The 23895-nt window shown below is 66.1% G+C and carries 25 protein-coding genes; 11 read left to right on the top strand and 14 right to left on the bottom strand.

Annotation, left to right across the window (positions count from 1 at the left end; genetic code table 11):
* The 11 genes from hypA to AC0KWY_RS13330 all read right to left on the bottom strand — a co-directional run bounded on the left by hypA (position 1) and on the right by AC0KWY_RS13330 (position 7853).
* Positions 1–342: a hydrogenase maturation nickel metallochaperone HypA gene (hypA, locus tag AC0KWY_RS13380; RefSeq protein ID WP_474025992.1), complete on the bottom strand. Its 342-nt coding sequence runs from the start codon at positions 340–342 to the stop codon at positions 1–3.
* Positions 335–1234: a hypothetical protein gene (locus AC0KWY_RS13375; RefSeq protein ID WP_474025991.1), complete on the bottom strand. Its 900-nt coding sequence runs from the start codon at positions 1232–1234 to the stop codon at positions 335–337. Before AC0KWY_RS13375 ends, hypA begins: the two co-directional genes overlap by 8 nt.
* Positions 1231–1698, bottom strand: a complete 468-nt coding sequence (gene hybE, locus AC0KWY_RS13370) for a [NiFe]-hydrogenase assembly chaperone HybE (protein WP_474025990.1) — start codon at positions 1696–1698, stop codon at positions 1231–1233. The genes AC0KWY_RS13375 and hybE overlap by 4 nt, the downstream gene beginning before the upstream one ends.
* Complete coding sequence (locus AC0KWY_RS13365) at positions 1695–1895, bottom strand: rubredoxin (protein ID WP_416690409.1); 201 nt, start codon at positions 1893–1895, stop codon at positions 1695–1697. Before AC0KWY_RS13365 ends, hybE begins: the two co-directional genes overlap by 4 nt.
* Positions 1892–2755 carry a hydrogenase expression/formation protein gene (locus AC0KWY_RS13360; protein ID WP_474025989.1) on the bottom strand — a complete coding sequence of 288 codons (864 nt, stop codon included), beginning with the start codon at positions 2753–2755 and terminating at the stop codon, positions 1892–1894. The genes AC0KWY_RS13365 and AC0KWY_RS13360 overlap by 4 nt, the downstream gene beginning before the upstream one ends.
* Positions 2752–3210 carry a thioredoxin domain-containing protein gene (locus tag AC0KWY_RS13355; protein ID WP_474025988.1) on the bottom strand — a complete coding sequence of 153 codons (459 nt, stop codon included), beginning with the start codon at positions 3208–3210 and terminating at the stop codon, positions 2752–2754. The genes AC0KWY_RS13360 and AC0KWY_RS13355 overlap by 4 nt, the downstream gene beginning before the upstream one ends.
* Positions 3207–3509, bottom strand: a complete 303-nt coding sequence (locus AC0KWY_RS13350) for a HypC/HybG/HupF family hydrogenase formation chaperone (protein ID WP_474025987.1) — start codon at positions 3507–3509, stop codon at positions 3207–3209. Before AC0KWY_RS13350 ends, AC0KWY_RS13355 begins: the two co-directional genes overlap by 4 nt.
* Positions 3509–4123 carry a HyaD/HybD family hydrogenase maturation endopeptidase gene (locus tag AC0KWY_RS13345; RefSeq protein ID WP_474025986.1) on the bottom strand — a complete coding sequence of 205 codons (615 nt, stop codon included), beginning with the start codon at positions 4121–4123 and terminating at the stop codon, positions 3509–3511. Before AC0KWY_RS13345 ends, AC0KWY_RS13350 begins: the two co-directional genes overlap by 1 nt.
* 110 nt (positions 4124–4233) lie before the next feature.
* On the bottom strand, positions 4234–4938 hold the full coding sequence (gene cybH, locus AC0KWY_RS13340; RefSeq protein ID WP_474025985.1) for a Ni/Fe-hydrogenase, b-type cytochrome subunit: 705 nt from the start codon (positions 4936–4938) through the stop codon (positions 4234–4236).
* A 22-nt stretch (positions 4939–4960) separates the two neighbouring features.
* A complete protein-coding gene (locus AC0KWY_RS13335) occupies positions 4961–6757 on the bottom strand; it encodes a nickel-dependent hydrogenase large subunit (RefSeq protein ID WP_474025984.1) in 1797 nt (598 codons plus the stop codon).
* Position 6758: 1 nt separating this feature from the next.
* Positions 6759–7853: a hydrogenase small subunit gene (locus AC0KWY_RS13330; protein WP_474025983.1), complete on the bottom strand. Its 1095-nt coding sequence runs from the start codon at positions 7851–7853 to the stop codon at positions 6759–6761.
* 272 nt (positions 7854–8125) lie between these two features.
* On the opposite strand from AC0KWY_RS13330, the gene AC0KWY_RS13325 reads away from it, so the two are divergent.
* Positions 8126–12745 (top strand): EAL domain-containing protein, encoded by a 4620-nt coding sequence (locus tag AC0KWY_RS13325; RefSeq protein ID WP_474025982.1) that lies wholly within the window; start codon positions 8126–8128, stop codon positions 12743–12745.
* On the opposite strand, the gene AC0KWY_RS13320 is transcribed toward AC0KWY_RS13325, so the two are convergent.
* A complete protein-coding gene (locus AC0KWY_RS13320) occupies positions 12727–13632 on the bottom strand; it encodes a hydrogen peroxide-inducible genes activator (protein WP_474025981.1) in 906 nt (301 codons plus the stop codon). The genes AC0KWY_RS13325 and AC0KWY_RS13320 overlap by 19 nt on opposite strands.
* 162 nt (positions 13633–13794) lie before the next feature.
* Between AC0KWY_RS13320 and AC0KWY_RS13315 the strand changes: the two genes are divergently transcribed.
* The 10 genes from AC0KWY_RS13315 to ccmI all read left to right on the top strand — a co-directional run bounded on the left by AC0KWY_RS13315 (position 13795) and on the right by ccmI (position 21528).
* Positions 13795–14799: a cytochrome-c peroxidase gene (locus AC0KWY_RS13315; protein ID WP_474025980.1), complete on the top strand. Its 1005-nt coding sequence runs from the start codon at positions 13795–13797 to the stop codon at positions 14797–14799.
* A gap of 124 nt (positions 14800–14923) precedes the next feature.
* Positions 14924–15538: a cytochrome c biogenesis heme-transporting ATPase CcmA gene (gene ccmA, locus AC0KWY_RS13310; RefSeq protein ID WP_474025979.1), complete on the top strand. Its 615-nt coding sequence runs from the start codon at positions 14924–14926 to the stop codon at positions 15536–15538.
* A gap of 9 nt (positions 15539–15547) precedes the next feature.
* On the top strand, positions 15548–16216 hold the full coding sequence (gene ccmB / locus AC0KWY_RS13305) for a heme exporter protein CcmB (RefSeq protein WP_474025978.1): 669 nt from the start codon (positions 15548–15550) through the stop codon (positions 16214–16216).
* Positions 16213–16965: a heme ABC transporter permease CcmC gene (gene ccmC, locus AC0KWY_RS13300; RefSeq protein WP_474025976.1), complete on the top strand. Its 753-nt coding sequence runs from the start codon at positions 16213–16215 to the stop codon at positions 16963–16965. Before ccmB ends, ccmC begins: the two co-directional genes overlap by 4 nt.
* The gene (ccmD, locus tag AC0KWY_RS13295; RefSeq protein ID WP_474025975.1) at positions 16962–17150 is read left to right on the top strand and encodes a heme exporter protein CcmD; all 189 of its coding nucleotides are present in this window, start codon (positions 16962–16964) and stop codon (positions 17148–17150) included. Before ccmC ends, ccmD begins: the two co-directional genes overlap by 4 nt.
* The gene (gene ccmE, locus AC0KWY_RS13290; protein WP_474025974.1) at positions 17147–17638 is read left to right on the top strand and encodes a cytochrome c maturation protein CcmE; all 492 of its coding nucleotides are present in this window, start codon (positions 17147–17149) and stop codon (positions 17636–17638) included. The genes ccmD and ccmE overlap by 4 nt, the downstream gene beginning before the upstream one ends.
* 2 nt (positions 17639–17640) lie before the next feature.
* The gene (locus tag AC0KWY_RS13285; RefSeq protein WP_474025973.1) at positions 17641–19638 is read left to right on the top strand and encodes a heme lyase CcmF/NrfE family subunit; all 1998 of its coding nucleotides are present in this window, start codon (positions 17641–17643) and stop codon (positions 19636–19638) included.
* A complete protein-coding gene (locus tag AC0KWY_RS13280; protein WP_474025972.1) occupies positions 19635–20219 on the top strand; it encodes a DsbE family thiol:disulfide interchange protein in 585 nt (194 codons plus the stop codon). Before AC0KWY_RS13285 ends, AC0KWY_RS13280 begins: the two co-directional genes overlap by 4 nt.
* Positions 20216–20695, top strand: a complete 480-nt coding sequence (locus tag AC0KWY_RS13275; RefSeq protein ID WP_474025971.1) for a cytochrome c-type biogenesis protein — start codon at positions 20216–20218, stop codon at positions 20693–20695. The genes AC0KWY_RS13280 and AC0KWY_RS13275 overlap by 4 nt, the downstream gene beginning before the upstream one ends.
* Positions 20692–21528: a c-type cytochrome biogenesis protein CcmI gene (ccmI, locus tag AC0KWY_RS13270; RefSeq protein ID WP_474025970.1), complete on the top strand. Its 837-nt coding sequence runs from the start codon at positions 20692–20694 to the stop codon at positions 21526–21528. Before AC0KWY_RS13275 ends, ccmI begins: the two co-directional genes overlap by 4 nt.
* Positions 21529–21536: 8 nt before the next feature.
* On the opposite strand, the gene AC0KWY_RS13265 is transcribed toward ccmI, so the two are convergent.
* Positions 21537–21797: a hypothetical protein gene (locus AC0KWY_RS13265; RefSeq protein ID WP_474025969.1), complete on the bottom strand. Its 261-nt coding sequence runs from the start codon at positions 21795–21797 to the stop codon at positions 21537–21539.
* 73 nt (positions 21798–21870) lie between these two features.
* Positions 21871–23883: an acetyl-CoA carboxylase biotin carboxylase subunit gene (accC, locus tag AC0KWY_RS13260; RefSeq protein ID WP_474025968.1), complete on the bottom strand. Its 2013-nt coding sequence runs from the start codon at positions 23881–23883 to the stop codon at positions 21871–21873.
* Positions 23884–23895 lie beyond the last annotated feature (12 nt).

Raw genomic sequence — 23895 nt, 5'->3', positions numbered from 1 at the left:
CTAGTCGATGGCGATTTCGCGCACCCGCATCTCGGTGCCGGCCGTCGGTTGTACCTGGTGGCTGCCGCAGACCGGGCAGGCGCCGTAAAGCTCGCTGATCGGCACCGTTGCCGCGCACGGCATGCACCAGCCGGCGCCGGGTACGGCGACGATCTCCAGCGCCGCGCCGTCGGCGATGCCGCCCCTGGTCACGACGTCGAAGCAGAAGCGCAGCGCTTCCGGCTCGACCGACGCCAACTGGCCGATCTCGAGCACGACCAGGCCGACCCGGGCGGCGTTCTCGCGCCGCGCGGTGTCCTCGACCAGTTCGATGATGCCTTCGGCCAGCGACATTTCATGCATCTTGCCACTCCACTTGGTAAGGCAGGCAGGGATCGAGCGCCAGGATCGCCGCCTCCAGTCCCTGGCGGGCTGCCTCGGCCGTTGCATAGCGCCGGTCGACGAGCAGTGCCGCGAGTTTTGCCGGCCCAGCAAAACTCGCATCGGTCGGCGCTTCGAGATGATACCGCGCGACCTTGCCGTCGCGTAGCGCGATCGCATGCGTCAGGACACCGCGCGCGGTCAGCGTCTGGGCGACGCCCAGCCCGTCGCCGCCGGCGGCGGCGAGCGGAAACGGCTGGCCGGCTTCGAGCGCGGCGGCCGCCCGGGCAACGTCGGCGACGCGCGCCAGGTAGGCGGCGGCGATGTCGGCGGTACTGGCCAGGGCTGGCCGTTCGCTTCCCGGCGTACGCCACCAGGCGAGCCAGGCGGCGACGTCGAGTTGCGGCCAGGTCGGCGCGACGCCACGGTCGTCGAGGATGATCCGGCAGCGCTCGACCAGCGGACACAGCGTTTCCTCGATCAGGCGGCGGGTGGCGCCGTTGCCGTCGACGCCGAGACGGGCGGTGCGCCAAGCGGCGAATTCCTCGCGCGCCGCCGGCAGAGCACAGGCCACCGGCCAGTCGAGGAGCAGCCGCCACAGGTTTTCGTGCAGCACTTCCAACCACAGCAGGCGGGTGTCGATCGCGTCGCAGGCGGCGCTGCGCCCTTCGGCGGCGGCCAGGGCGGCGCGCGCGGTGACCCGCTGTGCTTCGGCACATAGCGCGTAGAGATGCGGGATCAGGCGCACCGCGGCGTCCGGGTTCTGGCCGACGAAGAGGCGCGTCATCGCCGGCCGTTCGAGGACGACGCCGTCGATGCGCACCCTGTTTTCCGTGAAACCGGCGCGGATGGTCAGGCTGCCGGCTGGGTTCATCCGCGCAGGCCGAGGAAGGCGCGCCGGCTGGCGGGCGGCGTGGCCGCCGCTGGTGCCGCGAGCGGGTCGTTGAAGAGCGCGGTGAGCGCCGCCAGTGCGGTCAACCGCGCTTGCTCGTGACTGGCGAAGTCGCCGGCCGGCGAGAACAGCGAGCAGAGGTGATAGCGGCCGAGCCGGTCCTCGTCGGCGACGATGAACTCGTAGACGCCGGACGGAAAGCGCCAGTCGCAATGGCTGCCGGCCGCCGCCGCCGGCCAGTCGGCGTGGCCGGGCAGACACAGCAGGTTGATCGCCCACGGGGTAACCAGGGCGCCGACCCAGTGACCGGATTCGGCACGCCGGAAGCCGAGCGCTTCGACGCGCAGCGCCGGGTTGCAGATCGGCAGGCCGGCCATGCGCGTCGCCGCGATGTCGGCGAAGACGGCCGCAATGTCGGCCGTCGGATCTTCCGTCCAGGGGGTCACGCGGCGATCACCATGAACTTGTGCTTCGGCGCGTCGCAACCGGGGCAGCACCAGTCGTCGGGCAGCTCGGCGAAGGGCGTGCCGGGGGCGATGCCGCGCACGTCGTCGCCCTCCGCCGGGTCGTAGACCCACCAGCAGACGCCGCATTCGAGGCGGTCGGCGGGCTGCACGGCGCGGAAGCTGCCCTCGAAGATCACAGCGGCTCCGCCATCATGTCGAGGTATTCGATCAGGCGTTCCAGCGAATCGGTGAAATCGTCGTCGGCGGCGAGCGCCACTTCCGGCATGCCGACGATCTCGATCGAATTGAGGATCAGCGCGTCCATGCTGTTGAAGTACTGCACCCACCAGACGTTCTTCAGTCGCGTGCTGGTGATCCGGCAGTTGCCGTAGCCGCGCGACAGGATTGACACCTCGCGGTGGCCGAGCCAGCCGTAGAGCGCGTCGAGGTCGCCTTCGCTGACCGGCAGCAGGCTCAGGTTGATGACGTGGGCGGCGTCGCCCGGCTGCCAGGCGGCGGCCTGCATGCGGATTTCCTCGACCAGGGCCGGCGCGTTCATGCAGTCGGCGGCGTATTCCGGCGCGGCGAGGACGCTGCTCGCGCACTCCTGCATCGCGTCGACGAGGACCGCGGGAATGCTGGCGGTTTCCAGGCGATCGGCGAGGATGGCGCCGTCGTCGGCGATTTCCAGCACGCGCCAGACGCCGGCGAAGGCGGTTTCCTGGACGCGCCAGTGGCGCGGCGCGGTGGTGAAGGCGCTGACTTCGCCGAAACCGAGCGACTGGGTGATCACGTCGCGCACGCCGGCCGGCAGTCCGGCCAGGTCGGCCGTCGCGCCGCCGTCGAGGCCGGCGTCGGCGGCGCGGACGACGAAGTCGCCGAGCAACTGGAGCACGGCGGCGACGGTTTCGGGTGCCACGTTCTCCGGCAGGTAGGGCGCCGCGAAGGTCTGCATGTCCTTCGGCATCGGCAGGTAGTCGGGCGCTTCTTCGCCTTGCGAGCCGGGACCCATGGCGACGACGGAAATCGGGAAGGGACGCAGGGTGGACGGGTTCATGCGCAGGCTCCGGGTTGGCCGGCGCCGAGCACCGGGATGGAAATCGGGCGCGGCCGGGCCGGGCCGGCGGCGAGACGGGCGACTTCGTCGCGGTATTCCTGCCAGTTGCGGATGCCGTTCAGGCTGCCGAGATAGTCGCCGTCGCGCAGGAAGACGACGGCCGGGGCGCGCGCCACGGCAAAGCGCTGCAGCAGCGCGGCGGCGGCTTCCGGGCCGGCGACCAGGCGGGCGACGTCGGCACCGAGCGCGAGCAGCGCTTCCGGCAGGATGACGCAGGCGTCGAGCACTTCCAGGTTGCGTTGCGGGTCGTCGGTCAGCAACAGCGCCGCCAGGCCGGCCGGGAAAGCCGGCTGGTCGGCGCTGACGCGGACGAAGCCGTGCTTCTGCTGCATGCGGGCGATGGCGGTTTCCAGGCGTTCGAGCGAGGTCGGGCCGGCTTTCAGTTCGAAACTCATGGGTGCGTCGTCCTCAGGAATTCGGGCAGTTGGGGTTCGCGGTCGAGATCGGCGAAGAAGGCGGAAAGATCGGTCTCTCCGGCGTTGACCGCGTCCAGTGCGGCAAGGGCGGCGGTGATGGCGGCGGCGCGTTCGGCGTCGATCACCTCGCGCGCCGCGTCGAGAAAACAGAGCAGCCAGGTGCCCGGCGCCTGGGCGCCGACCAGCCGGATGTCGATGCGCAGTTCCTGGCCTCGGCTGAGGCAGCGCGCGTAGTGCTCAGCGCAATCGACGACCTGCGCCGGAATGCCGAGGCACATCAGGCCGCCTCCAGGTTGAGGAAACGGGCGTCGCCCAGGCGGTAGGCCTGGTCGGCGGGCGGCCGCTCGCCTTCGTAGAGGTCGATGGCCAGCGCCGCGTCGGTGATCGGCTCGGCTTCGCTGTCGCGCAGGCGGCCGGTGGCACCCCAGCGCTCCAGCCAGTCGAGGGCGAGGTTGAGTGCCGGCGCCATCTGCGCCTTGACCACGTCGCGCAGGCTGCCACCAAAGTCTTCCAGCTCTTCCGGCTGGACGCCGATGAGGACCAGTTCGGCCGGCAGCTTGCCGGTCAGTTCGGCGGCCATCAGCACTTCCTGGAAGCCGGTCTGGTGCAGGCTCATCTTCTTGGCGCCCATGAAACGCGGCACCTGGTCGCCGACCACCTCGCGCAGGTCGCCCGGTGTGTCGCCGTAATCGACGGCGTCGAAGACCAGCAGACAGTCGGCTTCCTGGACGTAGGGCAGGAGATAAAGGCCCTGCGTGCCGCCGTCCATCAGCGTCACCTGCGGCGGAAACTGCCAACTGGCGTTGAGCGCCTCGACGCAGCGCACGCCGAAGCCTTCGTCGGCCCACAGCAGGTTGCCGATACCGAGTACGAGAATTCTTTTCGGGTTCATGGGTTCCAGTTACCTCTGACGGAAAAGCGCCGCCGGAGCAAGGCGGCCTGCGCGCAGACAGTGCGTGAGCACGGCAAGCGCAGGCCAACGCTGCTCCGGCAAGCTTCCTCCTAGTCCTTGAACATCCGCCAGCCGCTGACCATGGTCGAGATCAGCGACTGCCGGCTCATGATGTCCTCGCGGACCGCCGCGTAGATATGGACGACGGCGAAGGTCATCATGATCCACATGCCCAGGCGGTGCAGGTTATGCACCTGCAGCGAACCGCCGAGGGCCGGGATCACCCAGCCGAACAGCGCGTCCTGCCAACTGCCCAGGCCGGCGCCTTCGCTGTACAGCGCGAAGCCGGTGAACACCATGCCGACGGCCAGCACCGTGAAGAAGAAGAACATCATCAACTGCGCCATCGGGTTGTGGCCGACGTATTTCTTCGGCGTCTTCTCGAGGAAAAGATACCAGCGCAGTTCGAAGAAGACTTCGCTCCACCATTGCGGGTTGGTGATCGGCAGCTTGAAGATCTGCCGCGCGTGGTGGTTGCCGACCAGCGCCCAGTAGATGCGGCCGAGCAGGCCGACGGCGAAGATGTAGGCGGCGGCAAAATGAGCGAAGCGGATGTAGCCCATGACGAAGTTTTCCGCCGCCTCGCCCGGAACCGTCGGCAAGGGCTTGCCGATGAAGTAGCCGGTCACCGCCAGCACGACCATCGCCAGCGCGTTGATCCAGTGCCAGAGGCGTACCGGCGCCTCGTACACGTAGATCGAACGTACCTGCCGACCGTGTCGCTCGGCCTCCAGCATGTCCTGTTGTGAAAGCATTTCAGCCTCCTTTCCGGCCCGCTCAGCGGACCTTGACCGACGTCATTTCCTGGCCGTCCGGGCTCATCACGTGCGTCGAGCAGGCCAGGCAGGGATCGAAGGAATGCAGCGTGCGCAGGATTTCCAGCGGCTCGTCGGCCTTGGCCACCGGGGTGTCCATCAGCGACGCTTCGAAGGCGCCGATCTGCCCCTTGTGGTCGCGCGGACCGCCGTTCCACGTGGTCGGCACGACGCACTGGTAGTTGTCGATCTTGGTGTCCTTGATCTTGATCCAGTGACCGAGCGCGCCGCGCGGGGCTTCGGTGAAGCCGGCGCCCATGGCTTCCTTCGGCCAGGTGCTCGGCTCCCACTTCTCGATGTTGGCGGTGTTGAGGTCGCCGGCCTTCAGGTTGGCCATCAGCTTGTCGAACTGCTGGCTCTGCAGCTTGACGCAGTACGCCGTTTCCAGGCCGCGCGCGGCGGTCCGGCCGAGCGTCGAGAACAGCGCGGTGACCGGCACGTCGAGGTGCTTGAGGGCGCCGTCGACCAGGGCGTGGATTTCCGGGTACTGCTTCGGCTGCAGGTAACCGAGCACCATGCGCGACAGGCAGCCGACTTCCATGGCGTGGCCGCGCCAGCGCGGGGCCTTGATCCAGGAATACTTGGCGCCTTCGTCGAGTTCCTTGATGTTGGTCTTGGTCCCCTTGGTGTTGGGGCCGAGCACGAAGTTCGGTTCGGTGACGCCGTCGAAGGGGTGCAGGCCGACGGTTTCGTCCGGGTACTTGTACCAGCTATGGGCGACGAACTCCTGCACCTGTTCCGGGTCCTTGAGGTCGACCGGATGGATCTCGTCGAGCTTGCCGTTGATGATCGCGCCGCGCGGCAGCAGCAGGTTGCCGGCCGAGTAGTCATTGGCGATCTGCGGGATGTCGCCGTAGGAGAGCAGGTTCTTCGACGACAGGCCGCCGCCGTGCAGCCAGCCCTTGTAGAAGGAGCCGATGGCGAGCAGGTCGGGGATATAGACCTGTTCGACGAACTCGGTGCAGCGGTCGATGATGCTCTTGACCAGGTTCAGGCGTTCCATGTTGATGGCGCCGACCGCTCCCGTGCCTTCGAGGTTGATGGCGCAGGGCACGCCGCCGACCAGCCAGTTGGGGTGCGGGTTCTTGCCGCCGAAGATGGTGTGCACCTTGACGATTTCCTTCTGGAAATCGAGCGCTTCCAGGTAGTGGGCGACCGCCATCAGGTTGGCTTCCGGCGGCAGCTTGTACGCCGGGTTGCCCCAGTAACCGTTCATGAAGGGGCCGAGCTGGCCGGATTCGACGAACTTCTTCAGGCGGTTCTGGATGTCGCGGAAGTAACCGGGCGACGACAGCGGCCACGACGAGATGCTCTGCGCCAGCGTCGAGGTTGCCTTCGGATCGGCCTTCAGTGCCGACACGACATCGACCCAGTCGAGCGCGTGCAGGTGGTAGAAGTGCACCAGATGGTCATGAACGTAGAGGTTCAACTGCATCAGGTTGCGGATGGTGTTGGCGTTCTCCGGAATCTTGATCGCCAGTGCGTCCTCGACGGCGCGCACCGAGGTCAGCGCGTGGGTGCCGGTACACACGCCGCAGATACGCTCGGTGAAGGCCCAGGCGTCGCGCGGATCGCGGCCCTTGAGGATGACTTCCAGACCGCGCCACATGGTGCCGGTGGACACCGCGTTGCGGATCACGTTGTTGGAATCGAGGTTCACTTCCACCCGCAGGTGGCCCTCGATGCGGCAGACCGGGTCGACGACGACGCGCTTGCCGGTGTTGTCGAGCTTGAAGCCCTGGGTTTCGTACACGCCCATCTCAGTTTTCCCCCTGTTGTTCGGTTGCGGACTCGCCGGCCTTCTGGCGGGCACGGGCCAGCGCGGTCACCGCGGCATGCGCGGCGATCGCCGCGCCGACGGTGCCGGCGGCGGCCTTGCCGATGGTGTCGGCGTTGTGTTCGGCGCCGAACGGCGTGATGCTGGTGACGCGGTCGTAGAAGCTGCCCTTGTCCCAGAAGCCCTCTTCCGAACAGCCGATGCAGCCGTGGCCGGATTGCACCGGCCACGACACGCCGCCGTTCCAGCGCATCGACGAGCAGGCGTTGTAGGTGGTCGGGCCCTTGCAGCCCATCTTGTACAGGCAGTAGCCCTTGCGCGAACCTTCGTCGTCCCAGGCTTCGGCGAACTGGCCGGCGTCGAAGTGGCCGCGCCGGTAGCACTTGTCGTGGATGCGCTGGCCGTAGAACATCTTCGGCCGGCCCTGACGGTCGAGTTCGGGAATGCGGTCGAAGGTCAGCATGTAGGTGACGACGCCGGTCATCACTTCGGCGATCGGCGGGCAGCCCGGGACGTTGATGATCGGCTTGCCGGAGATCACCTTGTGCACCGGCGTGGCGCGCGTCGGGTTCGGTTTGGCGGCCTGCACGCAGCCGTAGGAGGCACAGGCGCCCCAGCTGATGATGGCCTTGGCGTCGGCGCAGGTTTCCTTGAGCACTTCGACGAAGGGCCGGCCGCCGTGGATGCAGAACATGCCGTCCTCGTTGAGCGGCGGATTGCCTTCGACGGCGACGATGTAGTTGCCCTTGTACTTCTTCTTGACCTCTTCGATGATCGCCTCGGCCTGGTGACCGGCGGCGGCCATCAGCGTGTCGTCGTAATCGAGCGACAGCATCGACAGCACGACGTCCTTGGTCAGCGGATGCGCCGAGCGGATGAAGGACTCCGAGCAGCAGGTGCATTCGAGGCCATGCAGCCAGATCACCGGCGTCCGTGGCTTGGTTTCCATCGCCTGGGCGATGCGCGGCGCGGCGGCGCTGCCCAGCCCGAGCGAGGTCGCCGTCAGGCTGCAGAATTTCAGGAAGCTGCGCCGGGTGATCCCCTGGCGACGCAGCACTTCATAGAATGTTTCAGTCACTTTGCTCCCCCCGATGGTCAGTCTTGCGGTGGTGAGCTTCCGCAAAGGTCGTGCCACACCCGGTGTTTCGCCGATTAGTGTTGAAAACCAAGGCTTTGGCTGGAAGCTCCCGGTATCGGCGCCGGCCCTTGCGAAGGTGATGATGAAAGCTTGATTACCGCTTGTGGAAACTAATTTTGCATTGCTTGGCAATCGCCGAAAATTGCCGTGAATGCCCCGAGAATCTTGCACTCGATCAACACAAGCCGGCCGCGCCTGAATAGAATCCGGGGATGCCGACCGTAGCCGACCTGATGACCCTGCACGCCGACAGCGTGGCCCCTTCCGCAACGCTTGCCGAAGCGGCGGCACTGATGGTCGAGGCGAGAATTTCCTCGGTGGTTGTCGTCAACGCGACGCGGGTGGTCGGCATCCTGACCGAACGCGACATGCTGCACGCGATGCGCCGGCACGAGGATCACCGGCGGCCGGTGGCGCACTTCATGACCGCGCCGGTGCACACGGTGAGCCACGATACCGAGGTGCGCAGCGCCTTCCGCCAGGCGACGCGGCTGGGCATCCGTCATCTGGTGGTGACCGGCAGCGAAGGCCGGCTGCTCGGCATCGTCAGCGAGACCGATTTCCGCCGCTTCTTCGGGCTCGATTTCTACCGCCAGCTCAATACCGTCGAAGGCCTGATGGACCGGGTCTTTCCCCGCCTGCCGCGGCAGGCGTCGCTGGACGAGGCGCTGGCGGCGATGGAAACGGCGCGGGCGACCAGCGTCGTCGTCGTCGACGCCGGTCAGCCCTGCGGTATCGTCACCGAGCGCGATGTCGTCCGCCTCTACCTGCAGGCTTCCGGCAATCCGACGCTGGGCGAGGTGATGACGCAGCCGCTGACCAGCGTCCTGCCCGAAACCTCGGCCGCCGAAGCGGCGGCGCTGATGCTGGAAAGTCGCATCCGCCACCTCACCGTGGTCGATCGCGAAGGTCGCCTGCTCGGCCTGCTCACCGAGCACAGCCTGATCCGGCCGCTGGAAATGGACCTGCTCGACGAGACGATCAGCGAGCAGCGCGGCCTGCAGACCCGCTACGACGAGGCGCTGCTGATCCGCAACGCGGCGATGACCGGCATGCTGCGCGGCGAACGGCTCGCCGGCCTGCTCGAACTGATCGCCCTCTCCGCCGAGCACGAGGTGCCCGGCATCCTGTGCTCGATCATGCTGGCCGATGCCGACGGCGCCCACCTGCAGGTCGTTGCGGCGCCGGGGCTGGCCGAGGATGCGCGCGCCCTGCTGGCGAAGATGCCGGTCGCCGAAGGGGTCGGTGTTTCCGGGGCGGCGGCCTGGCGGCGCGGCGAAGCCTACATCGAGAACATCAATGACCATGCGGGCGGCGTCGATTACCGCGATTTCGCCCGCCGGATCGGCGTTACCTCCGGCTGGGCGGAAGCCCTGCTTGGTCCCGACGGCCGCCTGCTCGGCACCTTTGCCGTCTATCGCGAGCAGGCCGGTCGCCTGCCCGACGGCAGCCGCGAAACCATCCGCCAGGCCAGTCGCCTGGCCGCCCTGCTGATCGCCCACCAGCAGCAGGCCGAGGAACTCGGGCGCAGCCAGCAGACCTTCCGCGAATTGTTCGAATCGGCGGGCGATGCGCTGTTCGTCATCGACGGCAACGGCCGCTGCCTCGACGCCAACCCGGCTGCCGAGCGGATGACCGGCTACCGGCGCGAGGAACTGCGCGGCCATGCGCCGGATTTCCTGGCCGCCCAAGGCTTGAACGACCTCGCCCGGACCGCCTCGGCGATCCGTTCGGCCGTCGAGGGGGCGCCGCAGGAACTGGAGTTCTGGGGGCGCGACCGCGACGGCCGGGTGCTGCTGGTGCGTCTGCAGATTTCCGCCACGCAGTACGCCGGCAAGCCGGCGCTGATCGTCACCGCGATCGATATCAGCGTCACCCGTGCCGAGCAGTTGCGGCTGGGCATCGAGCGCGATCTGGCCAACGCCCTGAATGCCGAGGGCGACCCCGAAGCGCTGCTGGCGACGATGCTCGACCTCGCCTTGCGTTACCCGGAATTCGACAGCGGCGGATTCTATTGGCAGAACGCCGGCGGCGATTACGAACTGCGCGTGCACAAGGGGCTGTCGCCGGCTTTCGTCGCCGCCGCCCGCTGTTGCCTGGCGAATTCCCCGAAGGCCGAACTGATCCGCAGCGGCAAGGTGGTGTGCAGTTGTCATTCCTGCTGTCAGCAGCTCGATCACTGCCGCCTGTTCGATCCCGCGCAATACGCCGGCGAAGGCCTGCGCTGCCTGATCGCCCTGCCGATCGTCGTCAACGGGCGGGCGATCGCCTGCCTCAACCTCGCCGGGCACCGCACGGCGCAGATTTCCGTCGCCACTTGCCAGGCGGTGCAGCATCTGGTCAGCCAGTACGCGATGGCACTCGAACGCATCGAAGCCCGCGAGGCGGCGCGGCAGTCGCGGGACAACCTGAGCGGGCTGTTCGCTTCGCTCGACGACCTGATCTTCGTCATCGATGCCGAGCGGCGCATCGTCCATTACAACCCGGCGGTCGATCAGGCGCTCGGCTACGCGCCCGGCGTCCTCAACGGCGAGCCGGCCGCCCGCCTCTACCCGGCGGCCTGGTGCGAGCAGGCGCAGCGCGATCTCGACGAGATGTTCGGCGGTCGCCTGAGCGCCTGTCCGGCGCCCTTGCTGGCCGCCGACGGTCGCCTCGTGCAGACCGAGTTGCGGGTCGTCCACGGGCACTGGAATGGCAAGACGGCGCTGATCGCCGTCGCCCGCGACGTCGGCGAAAGGCTGGCGGCGGAAGAGCGCCTGCGCCTGGCGGCCAGCGTCTTTGCCAACGCCCACGAAGGGATCATGATCACCGATGTTTCCGGGCACATCGTCGAAGTGAACCCGACCTTCAGCGAACTGACCGGCTACAGCCGCGACGAGGCGATCGGCCAGAACGCGGGGATGCTCAATTCCGGCCATCATGACGCCGCCTTCTACCGCAACATGTGGGAAGCGATCCGCGATCAAGGCCACTGGCGCGGCGAAGTCTGGAACCGCAAGAAATCCGGCGAGATCTTCGTCGAGCTGCTGACCATCTCGGCGGTGCGCGACGCCGAGCGGACGATCACCCACTTCGTCGGCATCTTCTCCGACATCACGCTGCTCAAGGAGCACCAGCAACGCCTGGAGCATCTCGCGCATTTCGACGCCCTGACGCAGTTGCCCAACCGCATGCTGCTCGCCGACCGCCTGCAGCTGGCGATGGCCAATGCCGCCCGCAATCGCGGCCTGCTGGCGGTCTGCTACCTCGACCTCGACGGCTTCAAGCCGATCAACGATCGCTTCGGCCACGCCGCCGGCGACCACCTGCTGGTCGAGGTTGCCCAGCGCTTGCGCAACTGCGTGCGCGGCGGCGATACCGTGGCCCGGCTGGGCGGCGACGAATTCGTGCTGCTGCTGTCCACGCTCAACGACCTCAACGAGTGTGACCTGGCGCTGAACCGGATTTCCGGGTCGCTGACCCAGCCCTTCCCGGTGGCCGACGAGCTCGTGACGATTTCGGCCAGCATCGGCGTCACCCTCTACCCGCACGACGGTTCCGATGCCGACACCCTGCTCCGCCACGCCGACCAGGCGATGTACGTCGCCAAGCAGGCCGGGCGCAACCGTCATCACCTGTTCGATCCCGAGAAGGACCGCCGGGCGCGCCGTCGCCGCGAGGATATCGCCCGCATCGGGCAGGGCCTGGCGGCTGGCGAGTTCGTCCTCCATTACCAGCCCAAGGTCAACATGCGGCAGGGCCGCGTGGTCGGCGCCGAAGCCCTGATCCGCTGGCAGCATCCGCAACGCGGCCTGCTCTTGCCGCAGGAGTTCCTGCCGGCGATCGAAGGCAGCGAGCTGGCGATCGACCTCGGCAACTGGGTCATCACCACGGCGCTCGACCAGTTGTCGAGCTGGGCGGCGGCCGGTATCGACCTCAAGCTGAGCATCAACATTGCCGGCGAACATCTGCAGCATCCCGGCTTCGCCGCTGAACTCGGGCGTCAGTTGGCGGCGCACCCGGAACTCGATCCGTCGCGGCTCGAGCTGGAGGTGCTGGAAACCGCGGCGATCGAGGATGTCGGGCGCGTCGCCCAGCTATTTACCGAGTGCCGCCAGCTCGGCGTCAGCTTCGCGCTCGACGATTTCGGTACCGGCTATTCGTCGCTCACCTATTTCCGGCGCTTGCCGGCGGAAATCCTGAAGATCGACCAGTCCTTCGTGCGCGACATGCTCGACGACCCGGAAGACCTCGCCATCGTCGAAGGGGTGATCGGCCTGACCCGTGCCTTCCGCCGCCAGGTGATCGCCGAGGGGGTCGAATCGATCGAGCACGGCCTCGTCCTGCTGCTGCTCGGCTGCGACCTGGCGCAGGGCTTCGGCATCGCCCGGCCGATGCCGGCGGCGAGCCTGCCGCAATGGATGGCGGAGTTTCGCCCGGACGAACTGTGGTCGGCGGCCTCCGCCTTCACCTGGGCGCGCGAGGATCTGCCGATGCTGATCGCCGAAGTCGATCACCGACGCTGGATGAAGGCCCTGGAGGCCGGCCTCGCGGCGGCGCCGGGCGGCGCGCCGGCCGTCGAGCTCGATCACCTGGCCTGCGGCTTCGGGCGCTGGTACCAGGGGCCGGGCCGCAAGCGCTACGGGGAAATGCCGACCTTCGCGGCGATCGACCCGATCCACCAGCATCTGCATTCCCTCGCCCGGCAGATGCTCGATCAGCAGCAGGCCGGCTGCGAGGAATCGCTGGCCGAGTCCTGGCAAGCGCTATATGCGGCCAGCCGGGAAATGAGCGAGCTGCTGCAGCAACTGCAGGCCGAAATCCTGATCGGCAGTCAGACCAGCAAGCGGTAGGCCGGCGAATCCAGGGCGCGCACGGCGGCGAGCAAGGCGTCGATCGCCTTCGGCCGGACGAAGCAACTGCGCCAGGCCAGCGCGACACGGCGCGACGGTTCCGGGGCGAGGAAGGGAATGGCGCTGATCATGTCGTTGCCGTAAGGCTCCTGCAGCGCGCTTTCCGGTAGCACCGAGACGCTCAGGCCGGACGCCACCATGCAGCGGATGGTTTCGATCGAATGGCCGAGGCGGATGTCGGTTTCCGGGCTGCTCACCTGCGGACAGGCGTCCAGCACCTGGTCGCGGAAACAGTTGCCGGCCTTGAGCAGCAGCACCTCGTCGCCAGCGACTTCTTCCGGCGCGATGGCGGTGCGCTTTTCCCAGGGGTGGCCACGCGGCACGATGACCTTGAAACGCTCGTCGTACAGGGGGCGGTTGAGGACACCCGGGAGGTCGAAGGGCAGCGCGATGATGGCGACGTCGATGTCGTTGTCGCGCAGCATGTCTGCCAGCTTGGCGGTCATGTTCTCCTCGATCGCCAGCGGCATGTTCGGCGCGATGTTCTTCAACGAATGGATCAGTTGCGGCAGCAGGTAGGGACCGATGGTGTGGATGATGCCCAGGCGCAGGTGGCCGTCGAGCTGGTCGCGGCCGCGCTGGGCGATCTGCCGCACTTTCTCCGCCTCGTTGAGGGCCAGTTGCGCCTGTTCGACGACCTTGCTGCCGACCAGGCTGGGGCTGACGAAGCCCTTGCCACGCTCGAACAACTGCACGCCAAGCTCGTCCTCGAGGCGGGCGATGGCCACGCTCAGGGTCGGTTGGCTGACCGAACAGCGCTCGGCGGCACGGCTGAAATTCTTTTCCTGGGCAAGCGCGACGATGTAACGCAGTTCGGTCAGGGTCATGCCGGTTTCCTCCTCAGACCGCGGATCATACCCTCAAGATTTATAGGGGATACCTATGGTCACTATAGGAAAATCCCATAAAAGCCATTGATTTGGATCAAGTTTTTAAATCTCTCGGGGGTGAGAATGGCCCGGCAAATTTCACAACGAGGGAGATCAATAATGAAACCTACCGTCCTTTCCGCCGCCATCCTCCTGCTCTCCGGCATGGTTCTGCAGGGCGCCGTGCAGGCCGCCGGCGACGAACCGATCCAGCCGATCAAGCCGCCCGCCAGCATCAACGTCGGCATGGTCGAACTGGGCAAGAAGCTGTACTTCGACCCGCGCCTGTCGAAGTCCGGCATCATGTCGTGCAACACCTGCCACAACCTGTCGATGGGCGGTACCGACAACATTCCAACCTCGGTCGGCGACCACTGGCAGCAAGGCCCGATCAACGCGCCGACGGTGCTCAACTCCAGCCTCAACCTGGCCCAGTTCTGGGACGGCCGCGCCGCCGACCTCAAGGCGCAGGCCGGCGGTCCGATCGCCAACCCGGGCGAGATGGCGTTCACGCACACCCTGGCGATCAACGTCCTCGAATCGATCCCGGCCTATGTCCGCGAATTCAAGATGGTCTTCGGCAAGGACAGGATCGACATCGACCAGGTCACCCTGGCCATCGCCGAATTCGAAAAGACGCTGGTCACGCCGAACTCGCGCTTCGACCAGTGGCTGCTCGGCAACAAGGCGGCGCTGACCCAGCAGGAGCAGGAAGGTTATGCGCTGTTCAAGGACAGCGGTTGCGTCGCTTGCCACAACGGCGAAGCGGTCGGCGGCAATTCCTTCCAGAAGATGGGTCTGGTCGAGCCGTACAAGGGCAACACCAAGGGCGTCGAAGGTCGTGCCGGCGTCACCGGCAAGGATGCCGACCGCTTCAACTTCAAGGTACCGACGTTGCGCAACGTCGAAATGACCTATCCCTACTTCCACGACGGTGCCGCCAACACGCTGACCGAAGCGGTCAACATCATGGGCCGCCTGCAATTGGGCAAGAAGTTCACCAAGGACGAGAACGCCAAGGTCGTCGCTTTCCTGAACACCCTGACCGGTGAGCAGCCGAACTTCACGCTGCCGATCCTGCCGCCGTCTTCCGATACCACCCCGCGTCCGACGCCGTTCAAATAAGCAGCCGTACCGCCTCTCGATTTACGGGGGCTGCGGCCCCCGTTTTTTTCGATTTGATTCACCGCAAACTGTCGGTACACTTGCGCGTCCATAATACGCGCCGGATAGATCCCGGGCCCTGACCATGCTGGAAGCCGACAATCTGGAATGCGTGCGCGGCGAGCGCCGCCTGTTCGCAGGCCTGAGCTTCACGCTGGAAGCCGGTGAACTTCTTTACCTGCAGGGGCGCAACGGTGCCGGCAAGACCAGCCTGCTGCGCATGCTGATCGGCCTGCTGCCGCCGGAGGGCGGCGAAATCCGCTGGCAGGGCGAAGCGATCGGTCGCCACCGCGACGACTACCACGCCGCCCTCTGTTATCTCGGCCACCTCAACGCGATCAAGGAAGAGCTGACGCCGCTCGAAAACCTGCTCGCCGGCGCCCGCCTGGCCGGCGAAGTCCTGTCCGAGGACGACGCGATCGACGCCCTCGAACAGGTCGGCCTTGCCGGGCGCGAGGATCTCGCCTGCAAGTACCTGTCGCAGGGGCAGAAGCGCCGCGTCGCGCTGGCCCGCCTGGTGACCGACCGGCGGCCGCTGTGGATCCTCGACGAACCCTTCGTTGCCCTCGATGTCGGCGCCGTCAACTGGCTGGCCGGGGTGATCTCGGCACATCTGCAGCGCGGCGGCATGGCGGTGATGACGACGCACCAGCCGGTGGCGATCCCCGCCGGCACGGTGCGCGAACTGCGCATCGGCTGAGGACGACAGATGTTCGATATCGTATTCACCGTCATCGGCCGCGACCTGAAGCTGGCCATGCGTCGCCAGGCCGACATCGTTTCCGCGCTCTTCTTCTTCATCATCGTGGTCAGCCTTTTCCCGCTCGGGGTCGGTCCGGAGCCCGACCTGCTGCGCCAGCTGGCGCCCGGCGTGCTGTGGGTTGCCGCGCTGCTGGCGACGATGCTCTCGCTGCCCCGCCTGTTCGCCGACGACCTGCGCGACGGCACGCTGGAGCAACTGGCCCTGTCGCCGCACCCGCTGGGCCTGGTGGTGACCGGCAAGGTGATCGCCCACTGGCTGGTTTCCGGCCTGCCGCTGGCGCTGATCGCGCCGGTGCTCGGCGTCCAGTTCGATCTCTCGGGCGACGCCCTGTTCGTACTCACCGCCGCCATCCTGCTCGGCACCCCGGCGCTGTCCGGCATCGGCGCCATCGGCGCGGCGCTGACCCTGGGCCTGCGCGGCGGCGGTGTACTTTTGTCGCTGCTTGTTCTCCCTCTCTACATTCCGGTGCTAATATTCGGCGCTGGCGCAGTTGATGCGACGGTGTCCGGTCTCGGGGGGGAAGGACACCTATCACTGCTCGCTGCAATGACCATCGCCGCAATCGGTTTTGCCCCCTGGGCGTCGGCTGCGGCCCTGAAGATCGCCCTCGAATGAACGACCGTTTCAACCTATACCGTTTCGCATCACCGGCCCTGTTCTATCCGCTGGCCGGCAAGATGATCCCCTGGTTCGTCGCCCTCGCCGTCCTCTTCGGGATCGCCGGCCTTTACATCGGGATGCTGGTGGCGCCGACCGATTTCCAGCAGGGCGAGGGTTACCGGATCATCTTCATCCACGTGCCCACCTCCTGGCTGAGCATGTTCATCTACCTGGTGATGGCTTTCTGGGCGGCGATCGGGCTGGCCTTCAACACCCGTCTGTCGGGCATGATGGCGCGCGCGCTGGCGCCGACCGGCGCGCTGATGGCCTTCCTGTCGCTGTGGACCGGCGCCCTGTGGGGCAAGCCGATGTGGGGCACGTGGTGGGTCTGGGACGCGCGTCTGACTTCGGAGCTGATCCTGCTCTTCCTCTACATCGGTTACCTGGCGCTGGTCGCCGCGATCGACGACGCGCGCCGCGCCGACAAGGCCGGCGGCATCCTGCTGCTGGTCGGCGTGGTCAACGTGCCGATCATCTATTTTTCGGTCAAATGGTGGAACACCCTGCACCAGGGCTCCAGCGTCAACCTCGCCAAGTCGTCGATGGCCGAGGTCATGCTGTGGGGCATGCTGCTGATGGCCCTGTCGTTCTGGATGTACAGCATTGCCGTCGCGCTGGCGCGGGTCCGTACCCTGATGCTCGAACGCGAGCGCAACACCGACTGGGTCAGGGCAGAACTGATGCGGACCGGGGAAATGCAATGATCTACTGGAACAGTTTCGCCGATTTCATCGCCATGGGCGGCTACGGATTCTATGTCTGGGGCTCCTTTGGCGTTACCGCGCTGGTCATGGCGATCGAACCGATAGTTGTCGGTCGCTCGCGCAAGACGACCATCGCCCGCCTGAAGCGCCAGTTGCGCGCAGAATCCCGGAGCAAGGAAGCATGAAGTCCCGCCACAAGAAACTGGCCCTGATCGTCGGGGCGCTGGCGCTCGTCGGTGTCATTTCGGCCCTGGTGCTGAACGCGCTGAACAGCAACATCGCCCTTTACATCTCGCCGACCGACGTCGCCAAGGGCAAGGCCCCGCAGGACAAGCTGTTCCGCATCGGCGGCCTGGTCAAGGAAGCCAGCATCCAGCGGCAGGCCGACGGGGTGACCATCCGTTTCATCGTCACCGATACCGAACACGACATCGTCGTAGACTACGTCGGCATCCTTCCCGACCTCTTCATGGAAGGCAAGGGCGCGGTCGCCCAGGGCCGCCTGTTGCCGGACGGGACGTTCAAGGCCCAGGAAGTCCTGGCCAAGCACGACGAGAACTATATGCCACCGGAAGCGGCCAAGGCGCTCAACGACGCGCACGAGCGCGGCGTCCAGAAGGCCGCCGCCCAGGGACAGCCGGCGGCGACGGCACCGAAACCCGCGAGTAACTGAGCATGATTCCTGAACTTGGCCATTTCGCCCTGATCCTGGCGGCGCTGGTAGCGCTCCTGCTGGGCACGCTTCCCCTGCTCGGCGCCCATAACGGTCACCAGCCGTGGATCGCCATCTGCCGGCCGGCGGCCAGCGCTTTTTCGCTGCTGATCACGGTTTCCTTCGCCTGCCTGACCTGGGCCTTCGTCAATAACGATTTTTCGGTTGCCTACGTCGCCCAGCATTCCAATTCCCTGCTGCCGCTTCCCTATCGCGTCGCCGCGGTGTGGGGCGGCCACGAGGGCTCGCTGCTCTTGTGGATGCAGATGCTCGCCTGCTGGCTGCTGGCGGTGCGCTTCTTCTCCCGGCAACTGCCCGAGGTGATGCTGGCCCGCGTGCTCGGCGCTCTGGGGCTGGTCTCGTTCGGTTTCCTGCTCTTCATCCTGATCACGTCGAATCCCTTCGAGCGCCTGCTGCCGGGCGTCGCCGAAGGGCGCGACCTCAATCCCCTGCTCCAGGACCCGGGCATGGTCATCCACCCGCCGCTGCTCTACATGGGCTACGTCGGTTTCTCGGTGGCCTACGCCTTTGCCATCGCCGCCCTCCTCTCCGGCAAGCTCGATGCCGCCTGGGCGCGCTGGTCGCGGCCGTGGACGACGGGGGCGTGGATCTTCCTCACCCTCGGCATCGCCATGGGCTCGTGGTGGGCCTATTACGAACTGGGCTGGGGCGGCTGGTGGTTCTGGGACCCGGTCGAGAACGCTTCCTTCATGCCCTGGCTGGTCGGTACGGCGCTGATCCATTCGCTGGCGGTTACCGAGAAGCGCGGCAGCTTCAAGAACTGGACCGTGCTGCTGGCGATTTCGGCGTTTTCGCTGTCGCTGCTCGGTACCTTCCTGGTCCGTTCCGGCGTGCTGACCTCGGTGCATGCCTTCGCCACCGATCCGACGCGCGGCATCTTCATCCTGGTCTTCCTGGTCGCCGTGATCGGCACCTCGCTCGCCCTGTTTGCCTGGCGGGCGCCGTCGGTCGGCCTCGGTGGCCGCTTCGGCCTGGTTTCCCGGGAGTCGCTGCTGCTCACCAACAACGTGCTGCTGGTCGTCGCCTGCGCCACCGTCCTGCTCGGCACGCTTTACCCGCTGCTCATCGACGCCCTCGGCATCGGCAAGATTTCGGTCGGTCCGCCGTATTTCGACACGGTCTTCTTCCCGGTCATGATGCCGGTGCTGTTCCTGATGGGGATCGGGCCTTTTGCCCGCTGGAAGGATGCTTCGCTGAACGAGGTCGCGCGCCTCCTGCGCTGGGCCTTTGCCGTCGCCGTCGTGGTGGCGATCGCTGTGCCGCTGCTGTATGGACAGTGGAAGGCGCTGACGGCGCTCGGCCTGCTGCTGGCGGCCTGGATCGTCGTCACCGCGGTGATCCACTTCGTTCGCCGCGTCAACCAGACCCGCGGCGGCCGCAGCTTTGTCGCTGCCGCGCTGGATCAGCCGGCCAGTTTCGTCGGCATGCATGTCGCGCACATCGGTATCGCCGTCTTTGTCGTCGGCGTCGGCATGGTCAGCAGCTTCGAGCAGGAAAAGGACGTCAAGATGGGGCCGGGCGATGTCGTCGAAGTCGGCGGCTACCAGTTCCGCTTCAACGGCGTCCAGTCGCTGCAGGGGCCGAACTACCAGGCGGCGCAGGGCGATTTCGACCTGCTCCTGGGCGGCAAGCTGGAGCGCAAGCTGTACCCGGAAAAGCGCAACTACTTCTCGTCGTCGATGCCGATGACCGAGGCGGCGATCGATGCCGGTCTGCTGCGCGATGTCTATGTCTCGCTCGGCGAGCCGATCGATCCCGATCAGCCGCAAGCGGAGTGGGCGGTGCGCGTCTATTACAAGCCCTATGTCAACTGGATCTGGGGCGGCTGCGGGATCATGGCGCTGGGCGGCTTGCTGGCCATCCTTGACCGCCGCTATCGCGGTCGGCGCAAAGTCGCTGCTGATGTTGCCGCGAACGCGGCGGGGGGAAATCAGGGATGAATCGCTATTACTGGATACTCGGCGCCTTCGCCGCGCTGGTCGTGCTGTTGGCCGTCGGTCTCAACCTGAATCCGCGCGAGGTGCCGTCGCCGCTGGTCGGCAAGCCGGCACCGGCGTTCCGCCTGGCCGTCCTGGGTAAGGAGGGCGCGACGATGGGGCCGGAAGACATGAAGGGCAAGGTCTGGCTGCTCAACGTCTGGTCCACCTGGTGCGTTTCCTGCCGCCAGGAACACCCGGTGCTGGTCGAATTTTCGCGCAACGGCCAGGTGCCGGTGGTCGGCCTGAATTACAAGGAACTGCGCGGCGACGGCGAGATCGACATGCGTCGCGTGCCGGCCGAGCAGGAGGTGCCGTTGGCCGTGAAGCGGGCCGAGGGCTGGCTGACCGAGCACGGTAACCCTTACCTGCTGACGGTGATGGACATCGACGGCCGGGTCGGCATCGACTACGGCGTTTACGGCGTGCCGGAAACCTACGTCATCGACAAGATGGGCGTGATCCGCATGAAACATACCGGGCCGATCAGCCCGCAGGTCTTGAGCGAGAAGATCCTGCCCCTGGTGACGGAGCTGAATCGATGAACTTCGCCCGTACCCTGTTCCTGGTCCTCAGTCTGCTGTCGACGGCGGCCTACGCCTCGCGCACCAACGAAGCGGCGGTGGCCGACGATCCGGTCGCCGAGAAGCGCCTGCAGGAGTTGTCCAAGGAACTGCGCTGCCTGGTCTGTCAGAACGAGACGATTGCCGATTCCAACGCCGAACTGGCGGTGGACCTGCGGCGGGAAATCCGCGGCATGATCCACGACGGCCGCTCCGACAGCGAAATCCTCGATTTCATGGTCACCCGCTACGGCGATTTCGTGCTCTACCGGCCACCGGTCAAGGGCATCACCATGCTGCTCTGGGGCGGACCGCTTGCCTTGCTGCTGATCGCCATCTTGTCCCTGCGTTCCTATCTCAAGCGGCGCACTCAGCAGACCGCTGCCCAGGCCAGGCCGCTATCGGTCGAGGAAGCCCGTCGCGCCGAAGCGCTGCTCAAGGAAAACGAAGAGAAATGACCCAGTTCGCCCTGTTTGCCACCCTCCTCGTCGTCGTCACGGCGCTGCTGATCCTTCCCGGTCTGTGGTTCGGGCGTCGCCGCGGTCGTCCGACCGATGCCGATCGCAAGGCCGCCAACCTGGAAATTTTCCGCGACCAGCTGGCCGACCTCGAACGCGAACGCGTCGAGGGCAATCTTGGCGAAGCCGATTTTGCGCAGGCCAAGGTGGAGCTGCAGAAGCGTCTGCTCGAAGAAGTGGGCGAAGTCCAGGCGGCCGAGGCCGGGCCGGCCACCAGCCGCAAGACCGCGGTGGCGGTGATGCTGCTGCTGCCGCTGACGGCGGTGGCGGGCTACCTCCTGCTCGGCAATCCGCAGGCGATCGATCCGGCGGCAACGGCGCCGCAAAAGCAGATGACGGCGGCCGATATCGACGCCATGGTCGCCAAGCTGGCGGCCCGCATGCAGGAGAACCCTGACGACATGAACGGCTGGCTGATGCTGGCGCGTTCGTACAAGATGCTGGGTCGCTACGGCGAGGCGGTCGACGCCTATGCCAAGGCCGAACCGGCGGTCGAGAAAGATCCGGAGCTGCTGGCGAGCTATGCCGAAACGCTGGCGATGGCGAACGGCAAGGGATTGACCGGCAAGGCCAGGGAATTGATCGACAAGGCGCTGAAGCTCGATCCCAAGCACGCCCACACCCTGTTCCTGGCTGGCGCCGCAGCAATGGAAGCCGGTGACCGGAAGAACGGCATCGCCTACTGGGAAGCCCTGCTGCCGCAGGTCGAAGCGGGTTCCGAACTCGATCAGATGCTGCGCAAGGGTATCGAGGAAATGAAGAAGGGCGGCTGAGACGTCGCTCAGTCTTCGGTCGTCACCGGCAGCAAGGGCGGTGGCGACATGCCCTGTTCGATCATTTCCGTTTCCACCTTGATGCGCAGGATCAGCAGCCCGCGCAGCGATTCCCGGGACTTGTCGTCAGCCCAGGCGTCGTGATGCTCGGCGAGGCAGGCGTCGATTTCGTGCCGCTTGCCGAGATCGACACCGCAGAGCATGGCGTATTTGTGAATCTCGTGGTCCAGGCCGGCAATTTCCTGCCGGTAGTGTTCGAAGCCGCTCATCGTCGTTATCCCTGAAATGAAAAGGGCCTGTTCGCGAACAGGCCCTTTTTGCTGCTAGACCGTGCCGGTCAGTTTATTCGAACTCGATGATGATCTGGTCGACCGACAGGCTTTCGCCGACGGCGGCGGAGATCTTCTTGACCTTGCAATCCTGCTCGGCCTTGAGGATGTTCTCCATCTTCATCGCTTCGATCACCGCCAGCTTCTCGCCGGCCTTCACTTCCTGGCCGACCTGGACGGCAACTTCGCGCAGCAGGCCGGGCATCGGCGAGAGCAGGAACTTCGACAGGTCGGGGGCGGGCTTCTCCGGCATCAGCGCCAGCAGTTCGGCGGCGCGCGCGCTCATCACCATGAAATCGGCGCGCGTGCCCCAGTGGAACAGCGAGTACTTGGTCTTGTGACGCTCGACCTGCAGCGTGAATTCCTGGCCGTTGCAGGTGCCGGTGAACAGCGACTCGCCGAGCTTCCAGTTGGACAGGATCTCGTAGGGCTGGCCGGCGTATTCGACGTGGTAACCGCCCGGGATCGGCCGTGCCGTGACCGGGTGGTTTTCCTTCTCGGCGCCGTTCAGGCGCACCACCATCCACTGGTCGCCGACGATGCGCTCGTGGCCTTGCAACTGGCCGGTGATCGAGGCGGAACGGTCGGTGAAGGCGCGGTAGACGTAGGCGGCAACCGAAACCAGAAGGGCGGGATCGTCGTGCGGCACCATCGAGGCGTCAAAGCCCTTCGGGTATTCCTTGGCGATGAAGCTGGTGTCGAAGATGCCGGACTGGAAGCGCGGATGCTGCATCAGCGCGGCCTGGAACGGAATGTTCGAGGAAATGCCGCGGATCACGAAGCCGTTCAGCGCATCGCGCATGCGGGCGATGGCGGCGTCGCGGTCCTTGCCGTGCACGATCAGCTTGGCGATCATCGAGTCGTAGAACATCGAGATTTCGCCACCGTCGTAGACGCCGGTATCGACGCGGGTGGCGCCGTTGGCGTCAACGCTTTCCTTCGGCGGCAGGAATTTGACCAGGCGGCCGGTGGAAGGCAGGAAGCCGCGGAACGGGTCCTCGGCGTTGATCCGGCACTCCATCGCCCAGCCGTCGATCTTGACGTCGGCCTGGGTCAGCGGCAGCTTCTCGCCGTAGGCGACGCGGATCATCTGCTCGACCAGGTCGAGGCCGGTGATCAGTTCGGTGACCGGGTGCTCCACCTGCAGGCGGGTGTTCATTTCCAGGAAGTAGAATTCCTTGGTCGCGCCGGAGACGACGAACTCGACCGTACCGGCCGATTCGTAATTCACGGCACGGGCCAGGGCGACGGCCTGCTCGCCCATCGCCTTGCGCATTTCGGCGTTGACGAAGGGGCTCGGCGCTTCTTCGATGACCTTCTGGTGACGACGCTGGATCGAGCAGTCGCGCTCGTTCAGGTACACGTAGTTGCCATGGCTGTCGCCGAGCACCTGGATTTCGATGTGGCGCGGTTCGAGCACGTACTTTTCGATGAAGACGCGGTCGTCGCCGAAGGAGTTGCGCGCTTCATTGACGCAGGAGGAGAAGCCTTCGTGCGCTTCGGCGTCGTTGTAGGCCACGCGCAGACCCTTGCCGCCGCCGCCGGCGGAGGCCTTGATCATCACCGGGTAACCGATGCCCTGGGCGATCTTGACGGCTTCGTCGGGACCGGCGATGGCGTCGTTGTAGCCGGGAATGGTGTTGACCTTGGCTTCGATGGCCAGCTTCTTGGACTCGATCTTGTCGCCCATCTTGGCGACCGAGTAGTGCTTCGGACCGATGAACTTGATGCCTTCTTCTTCCAGACGACGGGAGAAGGTGGCGTTTTCCGAGAGGAAGCCGTAGCCCGGGTGAACCGCTTCAGCGCCGGTCTGCTTGCAGGCGGCGATGATCTTGTCCATGACCAGGTAGGACTCTTTCGACGCGGCCGGTCCGATGCAGACGGCTTCGTCGGCCAGATCGACGTGCAGCGCGTCCTTGTCGGCTTCGGAATAGACGGCGACGGTGGCGATGCCCATCTTGCGGGCGGTCTTGATGACGCGGCAGGCAATTTCACCGCGGTTGGCAATCAGAATTTTCTTGAACATGTTCCTTTTTCT

It is taken from the genome of Azonexus sp. MM2026_4 (genome assembly GCF_055901855.1).
This window is presented reverse-complemented; position numbering and strand designations above follow the sequence as displayed.